Genomic DNA, 18,719 nt, shown 5'->3' with positions numbered 1-18,719 from the left:
GTGAACGCTAACATTACTCATTACTCAAATATTTATCGTCTTCTACCTCTACCGCTACCAAAGGAGCGTCGAGCGCGAGAACGAGAACCACTACCAAAGCTTCCGGAACCGCGTCTAACTGTTCTTCTCTTTCCAGATTGTCTCAAATTGCTACCACCGAAACCAGAACCTGTTGCACGGGTACCAGTGTTATTGCGATTCCGATTACCTGCAGTTGAGCGACTGGGAGAACGTCTGAGATTACCAGTAGAGCGTAATACAGTACGATTTCTCACCGATGCAGGCGGAGCATTATAACGCTCACGATATCTATCAACAGCAACATCATAGCTTCTACCATATCCACCATAGCCAGTTAACACACCACCGGGTTGATAAACTGGTGGTACATAATACTGAGGTCTAAATAACAAACTACCTATTGCTTGACCTGCGATCGCACCAGCAAAGGGTGCCCAAAAGCTATTTTCACGCCGGACTATAACTGTTTGCTGCTCGCCTGTCCGGGGATTTTCCCTTGTTTCAGTAACATTGTGGACAAATTCCAACTTAAAATCCGGTGTCAAATATAGAGCCGGCTGACCGTTTTCAACTTTTAGGTAGGTGCTTTTACCTTCTTTGATTTCTTCATCAGTCAACCGTGCCATTTGTAATCTATCGGTTGTATAAGTTGGAGGATTGCTGTTGAGTAAGAATAAGGTATAACTGCCGTCAGCATCGTTGTAAGAACCTTGCTGTACTGGATACTGACCATCACTAATTTTAGTGGTGTTAGTAGTTCTAGTTTGAGTAACATTTCGGTTTGAGCTAGAACTATTTTCTACACCTCCACCACAAGCAACAGTTGTTAAACACAAACTTAAGGATAATAAAACGGCTGTAAGTTTACGTAATATTTTCATGAGCATTTCACATTGTGCTATATCAAATCTTAACAATTGCCAGAACAGGACGATAGGTAAGTGATATTGAAGGGTTTTAAAAGGGCGCACGTCAGCGCGCCCTGAATACTGGTATTTTTTAACTTAGTGTACCTAATTGATTGATGTGGGGAGTATGTCAACTTATGTTTATTACAAAGGAATGAGTTCGGGATAATACTGTAAAAGCTGATCGTTGGTAAGCTCATCACCCAAACGCGCAGGTGAAAAATGTACTTGAATCGCCCGATATTTTTCTTTGTAATTTAAATTTATTAAAGCCTTGAGACCATATTTAAGCGCTTCGATATTAGAAAGGTCTGTTTCTAAATCCGGTTCCTCTCCTTCATATGCAACCGTAATCATCACAACTACATTGCGTGTAGCTGGAAGGGATAAAGGTTCTTCCACATCATCGGAATTAAAATCAGGCTCGCTCAAGTAACGTTCGGCTGAATCGGTAAATAATTCGTTTACGTAATCACCAGCTTCACCTTCATTCCAGAAAAACTCACCTTCGTTACTAGCGGAAAGCCAGTATTCGTCATACTGTAGTAGAGTTTGACAAATTTCTACTAACACTTCCCCTAAAACTGTAATTTCCCCATCAGCATTAACAGCTGTGCGGGCATTACTATTTAATACACCTAAAATTGGTGCAACATCCGAACCAGATAAATGTAACATCAGACGGGAGACTACATAGCGAGTCTTCCCCATCATTTTGTTAAAAGCGTCCCTCACTTTCTTCCCTCCTAGATTAAGTTATTGATTAATATGCAGCCAGATTAATTAAAACATAATGGTTTCTTTTATTAATTATGACTAATTTATTTATTCTCAAATTCCTGTAAATAAAGAGGTAAGACAAGCTAAGGAATGAGAATTTAATTAATAACCTGTAATTTTGAAATTTGGAATGGTGCGTTACGCGATGCTAACAGCACCCTACTTTTGTACTGTATTGAATCCACATTCCTAAGTGGGTGCTACAGGCTTTGGTATGTCTCTAAACTTTAAATGTACTATCAATGTAGCAACAATGTAATACTAGACAACAATTTCATAAAACCCATTAATAAAATCAATAATCATGCTCTGAGAAAGGGTTGTCATTTTTGGTATGTTATTCGAGTCGTCTTTATAAGGATAGGTATTCGCCTCAGAGTTATTAACAATTTTTGTTCCAAAATTAGGATTTTCGTATATCATCAGTGTCTGAGCGCTTGAGTTAGTCATAATAATTTGTGTAGATGCCTGGAAAAACTTCTTCTTCCCTGAATGTTGTAAAGAATTTTTCATTTTTTTTAAAGAACTAATATCAAGAACAACTTGTTCTATGAGTGTCTTTAATTTTTGAACAATAGTAGGATTAGAAAAACAAAAATAAGCAACATCTTCACTGGTAATTGCATCTACAGCCATGCAAATACTTTTTTGGGTATATTCAGCATCTTTAAAAGGAATAATTGCGATATAAGCAGCAGCCAACAAAAATTCATCGCGATTAATCCTAAAAGTAATAACTGTACGGCGACTTCCAATTTCTATACTTGGGGGTTCCTCTAAATGTTTTTCTGCACCATCGGTAAAGTGGCGAAAATAACGAGCAATTTGATAATAAGCACCAGCGAGCACGAGATGAGCCTCATAATCTAATGCTTTATCAACAATAATCTTAACTGTCGGGGAAGTCTTATTAAAAAAGCATTTCGATTCTTCAGGGTTAAATTTGTGAATGACAGAGCGATCGCCATTGGGACTGAGATCTACCCACTCACAAATAATGTCATTTGTTTTTAAGCCAAATCTAGAAGTTCCATAAAGTCGAGAACCTGTTAATGTTGCTCCGGTGAGATCCGCACCGACCCATTCAGTTTTAATTAACTTTGAATTTGTTAAATCGGCTTGAACCAGACTTACATTTGTTAGATTACTATTACTTAAATCTGCTCCAACTAACTTAGCCCCACTGAGTTTAGCACCGCTCAAATCAGCCCAACGAAGATTTGCTCCGCTCAAGTCAGCCCAACGAAGATTTGCACCACTTAAGTTTGCTCCGCTAAGATTACTACGACTGAGGTTTGCCTGCTTTAACTGCGCATCTCGAAAATTACTGCCGCTCATGTTAGAGCGAGCCAAATCGGAGTTATTCAAATTAGCTTGTTCTAAATTAGCTCCTGTCAATGAAGCATCTTTTAAAGTAACCTGGTGTAAGTTTGCACGATTAAAATTAACTTGTCGTAGCGTTGCTTCTCGCAAATCTGAACCACTTAAATTTGCTTTCCACAAATTAGCATTGCTAAGATTTGCCCGAATTAACTCAGCCCGAATTAAGGTTGCTTTTTGTAATTGAGCGCTGCTTAAATCTGCCCTAATCAAATTAGCAACATTGAGGCTCGCATTATTTAGGTTGGCATTACTTAAGTAAGCACCCCGCAATCTTGCCACATTCAATTTGGCATAACTTAAATTGCTAGATATTAAGTTTGCACCACTGAAGTTAATTAGACTCAAGTTACTATGACTTAGATTGATGTCAGTTAACTTGACGCCAATTAAATTAGCTTCTGACAAGTCAAGAGCACTAAAATCTCTTGCTCCCAAAGCATATTTTTTTAGTAATTCTTCTACCGTCATTAAGATTACCTCTAGGACGCCAACCCAAATAATTACTCGAATTGCTAGTTGTGAGCGAAACAAATGAAGAACCCCTAATTCACATTCCTTATTAGGAATAATAGGAATAAATCTTTTTTAGTGAGATTGTGAGTCAGTTTATTTCTCTAACAAAAAAGAAAAACAGGGGGACTGGGGAATTTTAGAATCAGCTAATAGTGTAAATGAGTAGTTTGAAAAATGCCCTGGGGAAATCCAATACTCTAAGTATTTATAACTACCAAAGAATGTGCATCAGTAAAGTAAGAACAAAATATTGAGAATAAAAATGTCAAAATCAATGAATATAGGTATTTTAGGATTGGGATTAATAGGTGGATCTTTGGGTTTTGATTTGCGAGACCAAGGACATCATATAATTGGAGTTAGTCGCCAGGAATCTACTTGCAAGCAAGCAGTTACTCTTGGAAACGTAGATGAAGCATCAACTGAAATGAGTCACCTAAAATCTGCAGAGGTGATATTTATTTGTACACCCCTAGGACTTATTGTTCCCATACTCAAGCAGTTAATTACTTATCTACCTTCAACGACAATTATCACCGATGTTGGTTCAGTTAAAACACCTATAGTTAAAACTGCAACATCTCTATGGAATAACTTTATTGGCGGACATCCGATGGCGGGGACTGCAGAAAGTGGAATTACAGCAGCTAAGAGGAAATTATTTAAGGATAATCCCTACGTATTAACACCAGTAGATACAACCGCAAATTATGCCCTTAAAACTGTGGAAAATCTTGCATGTCAACTAGGGGCTAATATTTATCACTGTAGCCCGGAAGTACATGATAAAGCTGTCAGTTGGATTTCACACTTACCAGTTATGGTAAGCGCCTCATTGTTGCATGCTTGTATAAACGAAAATGATAATACAGTAGTAGAATTAGCTCAAAAACTAGCTAGTTCAGGATTTCGCGATACCAGTCGAGTGGGTGGTGGAAATCCTGAACTAGGAGTAATGATGGCAAAATATAATCGCCAAGAATTATTGACTTCGCTCCAAGAATATCGTCATAATTTGGATTGTTTGATTGACTTAATTGAACGAGAAAATTGGGAAAGTCTACAACAACAATTACAGCTAACTCAAAAAGCAAGACCTGCATTTACTGAATAGATTATATTGAAAATATAGAATTAAATTTGTTACGCCTGAAGAAAAACATATCTATATTTTCAACATAGTATATTTAACACTACAACGACTGAAAACAAAATAACCCCACTGTGCTCTACCACCTTTACCAGCGAACACATTTACAAAAATCATAAACCTACAAAAATCATAAACCCACTCAGATAGTCAAAGCCTATAGACAAAGCCGAATATATATCAAAACATTAATGCCATGATGTTCGAAATGATGTATCCAGTTTTCAAGGAAAAGACTTGGAACAATACAGGCTATCAAATAAAGTGTGCCATCAAAGAATCAGTAGAAGCGATATTGATCAAAAAAGCATTTAATATTTTTTCAATATTTAATAACTAAAGTAGAAAGATATACTGATGAGTAAAACTGTAAATAATATGGGGAATACAGTTCCTACTTCTAGTCTGCGAGCCTGAATAATCTCCATGCAAGACACAGGAACAATTAAAGGCCATAAAATAGTAGTAATTACCAGCATTACAAATGATAAAAATTTATCTGCTGGGCTGGAGGTGGGGTTTCGCCGTGAAAACCTCAACCAATTTTGTAAAAAGTAGAAAGTTATCAAAACATAACTGATACTGAAAAATAACGCTATTTTATTCACTGTATTTATTTCCCTCAGATATTTTCAATGAAGGTAATGCAATCCCAATTAATACTTAGTTATACTAGCTAATATTTTTTCCACCCAAATAACTGCTACTAGCTACTAAGATAAACACTTGAAAATGTTATAACTCGATCTAATTGGCAAACAGAAAACTTTTGTAGAGATTTATTTTTCAATAGTCCTGTTATTAAAAGTCTAAATCATAGGAAAACCTTCTGACAACAAAGACAAAGTTTATCAAGTTATAAAATATTAATGTTCATCAACAATTGGGAATAGTATGTGTTTATAGCTTAGATATTAATAGAAATTTAGAGATGAATAAATCAGTAATTACACTTGATTGTCATGAAAATATTCAAAACTTAAATTATAATCGCGAGTTAAAAATTTTACTGTAACTGTATACGTACTTTGTATAAAAAAAATAAATATCACACTTTTTTAAAGTAAATTTAAATAAAAAAGTTGGTAGATATTATTGGTCGTAAAAATATTTCTCTACCAATTTTCCCAAAGAAATTATTCTGGGAAATCTCACAAAAAAATTGAGGCAATTTATCACTGAAACTATTGCTGGATAATACTTTGTGTATTGTTAACTATCTAATAAGACCTCTTGCAAAAATAATTTATGGAATAATTATGAGCATTGGAATTGTTATTGTAGCTCGAAAAAATCAATTATATTCAAATATTTTTCTTTGTATAGACGTGTAACTGCTTATTCTTTAATAAATATGCAGCCTGTCACTCTAAGTAATTACCCTGTATATATCAAAATCAAATCATACACAATTTGCATAGAAGTTAACTTACTTTGTGCACATTTGAAAATCTTCCATCATATCCACAAAACAATTATGCAAGAGGTCTATATTAGCTCACCTTTTCACTTTCGCGGGTACTAACACAGGTAGAGCTTTGGGAATCACGCGAAAAGTAGCAGGTGTATAAATAGTTATTTCACCATCGGTATTTATTGGACAAGGTTTTCCTGTATCTACTCTAATTTGTCGAGTTTGTAGGCTTCTAATCTGCGGACAGTCAACAAAATTTCCACTCCGCATAACCGGTAAAAGAGAAAAGATTTCCCACCAGTGTTCTATCTCTAATAAATAAAAATCTAACTGCTGGTCATCAATTCTAGCATTTTCAACTGCTGCTTTACTACCGCCATAATATAGACCATTTCCCACAACTATTTGAACAGTTTGTATTACAGGTTTATTGGGAGAAATTTTGACTGATAAAGGACGAGATTTCAATATAGCTTGGATGACTGCACCAAAATAACTGAATATTCCCAAGGGGAGTTTAGCATTCTTAGTTAATTTTTGAGTAATATCTACACTCAAACCCAAACTTGCAAAATTAAAGAAGTGTTTACCATTCACACATCCCAAATCAATATGTCTAATATCACCTTCGATGATTATTTTACATGCTTGATTTAAATTTTTAGGGATACCTAGAGTTTTTGCTAAATCATTACTACTACCAAAAGGTAATACACCTAAAGGTAATTTAGTTTCAATTAAAGCATCTACACCTGCATTCAGAGTCCCATCTCCACCAGCAATAATAACCAAATCTACTTCATCTTGATTGGTTTGAATTAGTTCAGAAATATCTTGGGGTTGTTCTGGATATTCCGCAATTACTTCTAAACCAGAACGCTGTAAATAGCCTATTGCTTCTGATAAACGCTTGCGACTTTGACGGGGTGTACTGATAGCTAATAATAATGCTCGCTGACGCTTAGACTTACCCATAATTATTTATCAATATTATTTGCCATATGATTTTGAGTACAAAATTGTCAGGATTAATGAAGAAATTCATCTATGTTGTTAAAATTTGTATTTTGCATTACAAATATATGTCTAAAAGCCTGCCTTCTCTTTTGTTTATGCCTCAAATGTGAGTTCATATCATTGATTAAATAGTATTTTCAATGTAATTTTATACTATATTTTTCGTTTATTTTTGGAAAATTCTGAAGATATAATTCCTAGTAATTATTATCACAAACAAAACTAAGTATAGAATCTAATTTTATTGAAATATATCATTTATTTTCATAAGTCATTCCATGCAAACATAGTATAAAAATTATCTCTTGATTTTGAATTAAAAGAACGCTCATTTTATACTTAGAATCAAATAACTATAACTATTTAGTTTGATATTTCTATTTAATAACTTCAAATCGAGTATTCATTTTTTATAAATCCATATGAAAAATTTTCATAAATTATACATTTGATATTTCTTATACTAAAAAAAGAAAGATTTATCATTAAAAAATAAAACATAAAAAATATATATATGAGTTTTTATAACAAGTAGTCAATCCCCCACGACCTCTCAATACTTATCTTTCGCTTTCAAAACCTGGGCAAACACTACACTATATATCATGTTCCTTATTATATATATATTTCAAATAACCCACAAAAAGATATTTAAAGGAAAATGAGCATATGTGTAGAAAATCAATTTGCACCGTTATGCCACTTTATTTACAAAAGAAAAAGAAACACATTGACTATCTGCGTTTCTTCACCTACCTAATTAAGTTATTAAATCTAATTTATTTATATTAACTATTCGCTATTAAATTAATAGTAAAACTAACTATTTTGTTGATAATAATTGACTAGATTCTTTAGAACTATAATTAATTAATTCGTCAGCTTTAGCAATAAATTCATGTTCTAAATAAGGCTTAGTTAAATATGCAGTTGCGCCTAAATTTTGCGCAAGTTGGCGGTGTTTATCTCCACTACGAGATGAAAGAATGATAACAGGTATTTTGATAAATTCTGGACTTTGTCTAATATTACTTAATAATTCAAATCCATTCATGCGTGGCATTTCTAAGTCAGACACAACTAACTGTATATTTGGATTTTTTTGTAACTGTTCCAAAGCTTCCACACCATTTTGTGCTTGGATTACCTGGTATCCATATTTCTGTAAAGTTAGTGAAAGGGTTTGACGGAGACTAATTGCATCATCAACGATTAAAACGACACGAGAACTTATCTGATTATGGCTAATACTATTTTTAGAAGGGTTAAGTAAAGCCGTGGTTTGATTATTATCACTTCCCATACCCAAAGCACGATGGTTATTTACTGATGGTAAGAAAGTAGTATCTAAAGTCGCTAACATTTGATCATGTTCTGGTAACAAGGTTCCATCAATAACTAAAATTAAGTTTCCACTAGCTAAACTGCTACAACCATAAACATATTTTGGGGGTGTAATCGTACTTCCTAAAGGTCGAATAACTAATTCTTGTTCGCCAATAATTTGGTCCACTTCTAAACCTAACATCTGTTTTTCTCTGCGCAGTAATAGCACGGGGCTTTTCATATTTGCCGCATGTTCGCTTAAAACTTTATGCTCAGCAGTATCAACATTAAAAAGCGGGCAATTATAACCCATAAAATCTGAAAGCTTACGCAAGCTAATCATCTGCTCGTCATTATCTGTTTTCCAGTAAAGTGCTTTTTTTCCTTCAAATTCTTTAATTTGTTCGGGAGTGGGAATTAATATCTTTTCAATACAATCTAGAAGTAGAGCGTATAAATTGTTATCTACTTGAACAATCATTAATTTATCAGTGGTCATAGAAAAAGGAATTTTAAGTGTAAATGTTGTTCCTTGATGAGGTATAGAACTAACTGTAACCGAACCATTTAGAGAATGTAGTTGGGAACGTACAATGTCTAACCCAATACCTCTACCTGAGATTTCACTAACTTTACCAGCAGTAGAAAAACCGGGTGCAAATAAACAATCTAAAATTTCTTCTTCTGTGGGAGCAGAACTATAAGCGCCAAATTCTGCTTCTGGTGTTAATAGTCCAAATTCTACTGCTTTATTACGAATTTTATTTAAATTTAAACCCTGTCCATCATCTTTGACTTCAATGATTGTTTGACTACCCTGGTGGTAAGCACAAATTTCAATTGAACCAGTTTCTATTTTTCCATTTTGACGACGAACTTCTAAGTCTTCTATTCCATGGTCAAAAGCATTTCGTACTATATGTAATAGAGGGTCGTATAATTTTTCGGCGATCGCTTTATCTACTAAAACACGAGTACCGACCAATTTCAGTTCTACTTGTTTGTCCGAGAGGTTTTCTAGGTTCCGTACCATTTGGGGGAAACGATTGAGAATATTACCCAGAGGTACCATTCTTGCTTCTACCAAGTTGTCTATGATACTTAAGGTTAAGCGTTGTTTTTTCTCATGGATGTGAGTTGATTGGCTGAGTAGTAAATCTAAAGATTCTGTTGTTTCTTGTAGTTGTAGTGTTTCTTCTAAAGCAGAGTTGAGCTTAAGATAATACTCTGTATATTTATCCATTTCCAGAGAGTCAAAGTCAACAGAAGCAAAATTTTGCACCTGTTGTGACGTCACCTGTTTGTAGAGTGGTAATTCGCGTAGTTGCTCCAAGGTTAACTGGTGTCGTTGATTTTGCTTAACTAATTGCTCAATTATTTGTTTGAGTTGTGTATCTTGTAAAGCTCGCTGTTTTTGATGAATTAGCAGTTCTCCCGCGAGGTAATTGAGTCTTTGTAATCCTTCTACGTTTACACGTACAGATGATTGGGAACGAGAATGTTTTGCTCGAGGAGATTCTGTGGGAGATTGATTTTTTATTTTTACTTTTTGATTTTTTGTTTCTAATACAGGTTCAATAACTGCTTCTTGAGTTTCTGCTACTGTTTGTGAAACAATTTTTACAGGTTCAGAATTACTTGATATGATTTCTTTGCTATAACCATTTAAATCCTCGGCAGATATAATTAATTCTGGCTCCCCGATTTTTACTGGCTCGTTTTCTATAGATGTTAAATCTTCTCCCCATATCGCTTCGACAATATTATCTTCAAGTGTTGGAATCTCCGGTTGAGGAGTAGCTTCTTTGATTTTTAGTAATTTTTGAATGTGAGGACTTGTCAACCAATTTTTTTCTTGTTCGTTGACAGGAGGTAAATTCTTATATTCTCGAGCTAGCTGAGAAATTTTGTTTTGTATATCGTTAATAACTGGAAGATAAAAATCAGATTCTTCTTGGTAATATTTAAATCTGATTACTGTTAATAATACCGTTAAAATGATCCCGTAGCGATAGACTTTAAGACTATCACTTTCCTTCTCTTCAGCTTGTAAGAAGATAATAAATTGATCCAACCAATTTTCTAAACTTTTTACAGAACTTTCAGAATTATGGTTTGGAATAAGTAAAGATAAGCTTAGGTCTTGAGAAGCAATATCTAACTCATGATTGAACCAACCTAATATACAACGAATAACTTTTAAATAAAATTTAGCTTTTTTTGGTTTTAATTTTTTTTGATTAATATCTATACTTTGAGTTAAAAATTCATATAATTCTTCAATTTGTTCTCTTAATGACAAGGAAGATAATGATATTTTAGGAGTAGGTAAACCTATATTTTCTCCCGATGGTATTGATAATTCTAAATCGGTACCTGGATTAGGAATATCTGGGGTTGTTGGTTGTTCGTCAATTAATGCTTCTTGAGTAAATGAAATTAAAGCCGGTGATGCTTCTCCCCCACGAGTGCGATCGCCATCTAAGATTGCTGCTTTGGCTTTCTGTAAATCGCTAAGAACAACTTCACCGATTTTTAAGGCTTTATCAGGATTGGTTTCTAGCGCAGTAATAGTTGCTTGAGCAATTTCTCCAAAACCAGGTAAATTCAAAGATTCTGATAAACCATGAAAGACCTCAGCTTCTGCACATAAAAACTCAGCAAATTCCGCTGGTAGTGGTGGGTTTTTCAGATGTTCGGTAATACTTTCAATGCGTTGAGTCACCCCAGTTTCAAAAATTGATAGAACAATATCAAATCCCAATTCTTCAGAAGTGGGAATGTGAGTTTCCGCTCCAAAAGCATCACCAAGTTTTTCTTGTAAATGTGCAAATATTGTCGCTGCGCGTCCTAGCAGTTCATCATGGTCTATCGGTCTTCCGGTAATTTCTGCGTTTAAAGCTAATTGTAAACACTCAAATGACTGAAACAGTAAATTATAAAGTTCATTATCAATATCTACTTCTGGATTGTAGAGAGCTTTAAATACATCTTCGAGAGAATGAGATATTTTATTAATTGCTTCTAATCCAACATTTGCTGCTCCCCCTTTTAAGGTATGAGTAGCACGCATTAATTTATGTACTTTTGCTTTACTGCGGTCTTCGATGAGATCGGAAAGTTCTTCCTCTATGGTTTGTAATAGTTCTGGGGCTTCGCTGAGAAAGTAAATATAGCCTTGCTCGCGGATAGAAGAATCTGTAGTCATAACCAGAATTTAGGGGATCAGGATGAATGAGTGAGTAACAAGTAACAAGTAATAAGTAATGAGTAATAAGTAATGAGTAACAAGTAATGAGTAATGGGTAATAATGAATGATAAGGACGTGGGATGCTAGATCTATACAAAATTCAAGAGTTAGGAGTAAAGACGTTCTAGTAGAACGCCTTATGTTTATTGACCCAGAATTTAAATTCGAAAATAAACTGCAAATAGTTTATGTGTCTTTGTTTTAGTCAACTTTAAACTTACTTGCACTCATTAATAGTTCCTGCGCCATTTCTGATAATTGTTGGAAAACAGTTGCAATACCATTGGCTTCAACTGCAGTTTTATTTGCAATTTGGGCGACATCCTTCATGGATGCTGTTGCTGATACGGATTGCAACATTTGAGTTTGGGTTGCATCGGTAATTTCTTGAAGCAAGCTACTAATTTCGCTTGTTGCAGCTACAATTTCATTCAAATTTTGGCGAGTTTCACTAACTAGAGTCGTACCTTCAACTACCTGCTGAATACCATCTTCCATCGCAACTGCAACATCTCCAGTTTCCTCTTGGATTTCCTGAACTAACTTTTCAATTTCGATGGTTGCTGCTGCTGACTGACGAGATAAAGAACGAACTTCATCTGCTACCACTGCAAAGCCTTTACCATATTCACCTGCACGGGTTGCTTCAATCGCAGCATTTAACGCCAGTACGTTGGTTTGAGTTGCAAAATTACTAATTAGGTTTACTACTTTAGAGATTTTTTGCGAAGATTCACTTAAACGTTTAATTTTTTTACTGGTTTGAGCAACAGTTTCACGAATTGTCTCCATGGCTTCCACAGTCCGATTCATGGCTGTATCACCTAGGTTGACTGTTGCATTGGTGCGGGTAACCACAACTTGCACTGACTCCGCATTTGCGACAACAGCTTGAGTTGAATCTACTGTTTGTTGAATTTCATTTAAAGCCTCATTCACCTCGTGGGACTGTTGTTGAGCTAAGGTTGTTAATCCTGTAAGTGCTCCATTACTACGTTGAGAGTTTTCTGCAACTTGTTGAGCTGCTGTTTGTACCTGTAAAACTATTTGTCGCAATGCTTGCAAAGTATTGTTATAAGCATCAGCAATTGTACCTAATTCATCTTCTGCAATTGGAGCGCGCACTGTTAAATCGCCGTCAAGTGCAGGTCTGACTGCTCCTAACAGTTCGATCGCACGTTTTTGGAATTCTTCCTTAGCTTGTTTATCGTTTGCAGCAGCAGCAGTTAATTGTTGAGACTGAATCTGTAATTTTTCCAGGTACTCTGCTTGCTGCAATACAACTCCAAATTGACCAGAGATTTGTTTGATTAAATCAATTTCTTGTTCTTCCCAATTTCTAGGTTCCCTACACTGGTGAACGCATAAAAATCCCCACAAATCATCACCTTTTATGAGGGGTACAATCAAGTTTGCCCGAATCTCTAACTCTGCCAATATTTCTATATGACATTCACTAAAACCAGCATTATAAATATCAGGAATAGCTTGAATTTTACCTTCGCGATAACCGGAATGATATTGTTCGCTAAAACAGCGATCCTGAACCTTACCTTTGAGTATGGATTTATAAGGCTTGAGAACGTCTTCAGCAATAAATTCACCTTCGTCGTAGTTGCCATTTTCTACACAAAAACGAAATACTCCAACCCGATCGGCACTTAACAGACTACGAATTTCTTTTGCTGTAGAGTTGAATAGGTTTTCTAAATCTCCTGTAGATTGACGGATACGTTCGACAATATTACTAACTAGCTGTTTTTGCTCTGCAGCTTGTTGTATTTTACGCGATCGCACTTGTAGTTCCCGTACGTATTCTGCTTGCTGTAAAGCTATTCCTAACAATACTGCAATTTGTCCCATTGCACTGATTTCGTAATCTTCCCAAATACGAATATCAGAGTGTTGATAAGTTGCTAATAATCCCCATAGTTGATTGTTTTGAAAAATTGGTACTATTAGATAAGCCTTTGCTTCAAATTGTTCTAGTAAATCTTTGTAGCATCGAGGGAATTGAGCCTGGGAAATATCATTAATAACAAATGCTTTATTTTGTTGAGATTTAATTGCTTGAGGGTCTTGAAGGTATGTCTCTTCATTTTTATAAGCACTTCGCTCAATGTCTGTCTTATAAATATTTTCTAAAGAACGAATAGACTCGCAGTGGGCGTTTTCTTGGAGTAAATCTGGATCTATTTGTTTTTCTGTAAGTTTTTCTTTAAAAGAAGTCCAACCTCGATCTAAAGACTCAGCAATAAAATCTCCACTCCTGTCAGAGTTGAAGCGATAAATAACTGTATGGTCTGCTTGTAATAATCGGCGAACTTCAGCAACAGTGGTTTGGAGAATAATCTCAAACTGGGAAGAGTCAGTAAATTTTTCTGTTAGTGTTTGACCAATTTTACGTATCAGATAACTTACATGTTGCTGACGTTCTGTTGTTTGAGTTAATCGATCTGACTGAGCTTGGATTAACTCCATGTATTCTGCTTGGGAAACAGCAATCCCAAAATTAATTGCAACTTGCTTTAAAAAATTAACTTCCCAACTTTTCCATGCACGGGGTGCAGTATTTTGATAAGCGGTGACCAAACCCCACAATCTTTGTCCGACAAATATTGGTGCAACTGCATAAGCTTTCACTTCAAATTGTTCGAGAATCTCTAGATGGGATTCTGAGTGACCAGCTTGATAGATATCGTTAACTGTAAAAGTTTCGCGCTCGCGATAGCGATCACCCTGAGTTTCCTGTAAAGTTGTATCTTCCCAGAAATTGTGAATTTCATCTCCTACAAAAGGTGAGTAACCAGCAGCTATAGACTCAGCAATAAATTCACCATTACATTCTCGCTCGAAATGATAAACAGCAACGCGCTCGCATTTGAGTAATTGACGTACTTCTTGAGTTGCAATTTTAAAAATTTGTTCGATTTTATAAGGACGTTGGAGTTTATCAATAATCTTATTTAGAGAGCGTTGTTTTTGAGCTTGGTCTGCTAATTTTTCCTCGACTTCCAAATCTCTTAATTTTTGGGTAACTTCAACTGTCACTCGCTCAAGTAAACTAATTTGGAATTCTTTCCATTGACAAGCTGTAGAACAATTATGTACTCCCAATAAACCCCAAACATCATTTTCGAGAAAAATTGGTAGAATTAAACTGGATTTTACTTGATATTTTTCTAATAATTGTAATTGATAGGGTGTAAGTTCAACTTCTTCAATATCATCAATTGTTACTGCATCTAAATATAAGCTTTTAGTTTCTAAACCAAAAGTAACTACTGGGAGAATTTCTCCTTTTGTGGGCGTCCATCCCTGAGCAATAGATTCTGCTAAAATAATTCCAGATTCTTCAGCACTAAATTGATAAATAAAAACCCGATCTACTTCTAAAACTTCTCGGATTTCGGAACTAACTATTTGTGATAAAGTATCAATACTTGTAGTTTTACGAATTGTCTTGGCTATCTTAGTTGACTGCTGTCGCCAATCTTTCAAGATTTCATCAGTTGTCTTTTTTTCTGTACTTACACGATTAACAATGGCTGTAATTTTATCTGAGGGAGTGCAAGGGAAATCATCCTGTGTATTTTCTTCATTATCTAATTCATTTGTATGACATTCTCTTTCTGTACTATCTTGATAAATATCAGTCATGAATATAAACCTCAAACAACAAAAAAAATAAACAAATTAGTTGAAAAATATTAGAATTATTTTGCAATTTTTTAATTTAAGAATGGAGATGATTAGTAAATCGACATTATATGAAGAATAAGAATAAATAAATTTCGATTAACTATAGATTTCCCAAGCAGGAGATTTGATAATAGCATTAGCATCTAAGCTAATAATGATATTCTCGGACTCATCAATAAAGTAACCATGTAATCTGGGAATAATATCTGATTTAAAAAGTTGAGGATCTGGTGATTTCATTAAATCAGTATCTAGCCAGTAGATATCAATTAACTTACGAACTAGAAGACCTAAAGATTTACCTTCTGCTTGTACAACAATCACCATCATTTTTGAAATTAAAGGTGCCTCTTGTATGACTGATGTATACCCCAACATTTCTTCTAAATCAATTATCCATAGCATTTCACCCCGCCAATTATATATTCCCAAAATATAATTATGCATTTGGGGAACACTGCATATTTCTGTTAATGAAATTGGTACAACTTCTGTAATATCTTCTAATAAAATTACGGCTGTATCTATATTACCCAAGTTAAAACTTAAAAATTTATGTTTGCTGTCCAAATCTATATTCCTTTTACTGAATTTTTGATGTTTTTAAAAACATTATCATGCAAATATTCATCTTTTAAAAGTCTTTTTATAAAATTCTGTATTGAATGAAATGATTATTAGTATTACTTTTTAAACTTCTGCAAAACTTTTGTTAATTCATCTTGATCTACTGGTTTAGAAATATAGGCATCAGCACCCAACATATCACCCCACATTTTATCTACATCAGTATTTTTTGTGGAACAAAACACTACAGGTATTTTGCTAGTATTTGGATTCTTTTTTAAATCCCTACAAATTTCAAATCCACTTTTGCCTGGTAAGATAACATCTAAAAAAATTATATCTGGTTTATTTTGAGTTAATTTATTATGGGCATCTTCACCACTATTTGCAGTTATCACGGAGTATCCAGCACGTTGTAAATAACTACTGATTATTTCCATATCTGTTAATCCATCTTCAACTACTAAAACTGTATTCATGATGATTAATTACCTATTAAAAAGTTTTTTCTTGAGCGAGCAAAATCTATTTTAATGAAGTCTATAAGGATAAATTACTTTATATATAGAAGAATTATTGTCATCTCATTTTGAGATTTTATTTAATTTAGTCAAAGTATAAGCTTGTCTATCTACAAGCAAAAAATAAAGATATAATGAGTAATAAATTTGAATTGCAAAAATTAAATTTTTAGTACCTTAATTTCTTCAAAATCCACTAAATCGCTATTCTGTTAGCGTATATTAGCTATTTTTTGTGGCTGTAAATATTTGCGTATAACACTCATGACTTTCTCTGCAACTACAGGCTTAGTTATAAAATCCGTAGAACCAACTACTTTCGCTCTGACTCTATCAAAAAGACCATCACTTCCCGTAAGTATAATAACTGGTGTTTCAGCAAAAAGAGATACTCTACGTAGCTGAGCACAAATTTCATAACCACTTGCTACGGGCATTACTAGATCTAAGAAAATTAACTCTGGTTTGTGTTCTATTAATATGGGTAAAGCTTGTAAAGGATCTTGAATTTTAACAAGCCGTAGCCCATTTGGAATCAATATTTGTTCCAACATTTGTGATACCTGAGGGCTGTCGTCTACACAAGCAATTAGGGAACCACCAGAATTGTTTGGTTTACCTGGAGTTGTTTTCTTATTTTTTTGGATTGTTTTTAACGGTAGGTCGGGTACTGTTATTAATTCAATAATGCCTTTGAGAACATAAGGTAGCAGAGAACGTGCAATTGCTAGCGGTGTTTGCTTCATTTTCACAGCTAAATCCCGCAAAGTATACTTACCATTCATCAAAGCTACAAAATTTTTATACACAGATGGACTAACCATCTGTTCTAGTTGCTCAGAGCGACGTAATATCGGCGCTAAGTCTGGTGAAAAATTTGCTAGTCCTCCTTCAGACCACATTTTCCACGAATCCTGCATAAATTTTAAGGACATATCTGCACTGGTAAAGCTCATTGGAGCTTCCAAGATTACGTCTTGCTTGCGTTCGCAGCTAACAAAATTGAAGTTTGCCTGTTGAGCTAAATCAAATAAGAGTTCTGCGATTGTATGCTCAACAATAGTACTGATTTGTTCGCGGTTAATTTTCTGCTTTTTATGCAAGATTTCTAGAATACGATAATCCCAGTAATCTTCTGAAATATCATCACTGCTTAACTGTATTTTATCTACATTAATCTCTGGACAATATTGAGCCATGTATCTTCGCCATCGGCGAAAAGGGTGAGTACCACCTGTAGCCCAGACTATGCGTCCAAGACGGTAGTAAAATCTCCATTTATGTTCTTTTGAACTTTTAATGTTTAATTTTCCACTGTATTGCAGTTGAGTACATTTTTTAAACTCATCGAGTAAATTACTCGATACCATCAATTCTGGATGGCTCATATTTTGTCCCTTCGATTAATAAGTTAATATGCAGTAAAACTAAGACTGGTACTCTGTCACATCAACTTAGGGTAATTTTCAACTTTGGATGATTTATAGTTGGAATTTTGGTATCTCAGTTCTAAAAATTTTGACCTAAAAATGTTGATATCAAGATTTGGGTTCGCATTTTTACTATATCTATCAGGGACAGGCTGATACCAGCAAACATACAAAATATTGATTTAAGAACATTGATCTAAGAACCCTGTAGCTCAACTAAGTACCAATAAATTACCCTTCAATATTTGCTTGACAGATTACTAGTAATACAAAATAATATGGAAAATTTTACTCACCTTTGAGAGCAAAATAATCCTAGTATCTGAGTATTTTGTACATCATCTTTGTAATTTAGTAAGATTTTCTTGGTTCGATGATTTACTTATTATGTATTTTTACCCAGGATTATTGAATTTTGAGAATACAAAACTTGGTTATTTTCATGTCTATAATTTCCCTAAAGTTAAACTCAATTTGATATACTGGGTTTAACTTAGGAGAAATATTTCATCCCTTTATTTATACAAAATTATTAAGTCGATAGATTCCTAAAAACGTTAAAACTCAATATAATTTTCATTCCTATAAAATCGACCAATAATATTCTTTATAAAGGGGGTATTAAATTGGTTATAACCAATATCAATACATTGTTTGCATAAAGTACCAGTTAAATTGCTTATGCTTAATACTAAGCATTGATATTACTAAATAAAACCGTGTAAATTCTGATTTT

General features: G+C 34.3%; 11 protein-coding genes. 2 read left to right on the top strand and 9 right to left on the bottom strand.

The annotated features are described in order from the left end of the window. Window positions 1-32 precede the first annotated feature (32 nt). The 3 genes from QNJ50_RS08975 to QNJ50_RS08965 all read right to left on the bottom strand — a co-directional run bounded on the left by QNJ50_RS08975 (window position 33) and on the right by QNJ50_RS08965 (window position 3,560). Entirely contained in the window at window positions 33-908 is an 876-nt protein-coding gene (locus QNJ50_RS08975) for a hypothetical protein (protein ID WP_300634309.1), read from the bottom strand. Window positions 909-1,073: 165 nt separating this feature from the next. Beyond that, window positions 1,074-1,664: a DUF1517 domain-containing protein gene (locus QNJ50_RS08970; protein WP_300634306.1), complete on the bottom strand. Its 591-nt coding sequence runs from the start codon at window positions 1,662-1,664 to the stop codon at window positions 1,074-1,076. A 306-nt stretch (window positions 1,665-1,970) separates the two neighbouring features. Next, window positions 1,971-3,560, bottom strand: coding sequence for a pentapeptide repeat-containing protein (locus QNJ50_RS08965; RefSeq protein ID WP_300634366.1), 1,590 nt, complete (start codon window positions 3,558-3,560; stop codon window positions 1,971-1,973). Window positions 3,561-3,879: 319 nt separating this feature from the next. On the opposite strand from QNJ50_RS08965, the gene QNJ50_RS08960 reads away from it, so the two are divergent. Then, window positions 3,880-4,719 carry a prephenate/arogenate dehydrogenase gene (locus QNJ50_RS08960; RefSeq protein WP_300634363.1) on the top strand — a complete coding sequence of 280 codons (840 nt, stop codon included), beginning with the start codon at window positions 3,880-3,882 and terminating at the stop codon, window positions 4,717-4,719. 462 nt (window positions 4,720-5,181) lie between these two features. Next, window positions 5,182-5,313 carry a hypothetical protein gene (locus tag QNJ50_RS08955; protein WP_300634303.1) on the top strand — a complete coding sequence of 44 codons (132 nt, stop codon included), beginning with the start codon at window positions 5,182-5,184 and terminating at the stop codon, window positions 5,311-5,313. A gap of 940 nt (window positions 5,314-6,253) precedes the next feature. Here QNJ50_RS08955 and QNJ50_RS08950 read toward each other — a convergent pair. The 6 genes from QNJ50_RS08950 to QNJ50_RS08925 all read right to left on the bottom strand — a co-directional run bounded on the left by QNJ50_RS08950 (window position 6,254) and on the right by QNJ50_RS08925 (window position 17,941). Continuing rightward, complete coding sequence (locus tag QNJ50_RS08950; protein WP_300634300.1) at window positions 6,254-7,144, bottom strand: lipid kinase; 891 nt, start codon at window positions 7,142-7,144, stop codon at window positions 6,254-6,256. Window positions 7,145-8,009: 865 nt separating this feature from the next. Further along, window positions 8,010-11,720 carry a hybrid sensor histidine kinase/response regulator gene (locus QNJ50_RS08945; protein WP_300634297.1) on the bottom strand — a complete coding sequence of 1,237 codons (3,711 nt, stop codon included), beginning with the start codon at window positions 11,718-11,720 and terminating at the stop codon, window positions 8,010-8,012. Window positions 11,721-11,964: 244 nt separating this feature from the next. Beyond that, window positions 11,965-15,423 (bottom strand): GAF domain-containing protein, encoded by a 3,459-nt coding sequence (locus tag QNJ50_RS08940; RefSeq protein WP_300634294.1) that lies wholly within the window; start codon window positions 15,421-15,423, stop codon window positions 11,965-11,967. A 138-nt stretch (window positions 15,424-15,561) separates the two neighbouring features. Then, window positions 15,562-16,035, bottom strand: a complete 474-nt coding sequence (locus QNJ50_RS08935) for a chemotaxis protein CheW (protein WP_300634292.1) — start codon at window positions 16,033-16,035, stop codon at window positions 15,562-15,564. A 113-nt stretch (window positions 16,036-16,148) separates the two neighbouring features. Further along, complete coding sequence (locus QNJ50_RS08930; RefSeq protein ID WP_300634289.1) at window positions 16,149-16,511, bottom strand: response regulator; 363 nt, start codon at window positions 16,509-16,511, stop codon at window positions 16,149-16,151. 254 nt (window positions 16,512-16,765) lie between these two features. Next, complete coding sequence (locus tag QNJ50_RS08925; protein WP_300634286.1) at window positions 16,766-17,941, bottom strand: response regulator; 1,176 nt, start codon at window positions 17,939-17,941, stop codon at window positions 16,766-16,768. Window positions 17,942-18,719 lie beyond the last annotated feature (778 nt).

Source organism: Mastigocoleus sp. MO_188.B34 (assembly GCF_030065675.1).
Lineage (GTDB): Bacteria > Cyanobacteriota > Cyanobacteriia > Cyanobacteriales > Nostocaceae > Mastigocoleus.
Note: the sequence above shows the minus strand (reverse complement) of the source record. Positions and strands in the feature narration are given on the sequence as shown.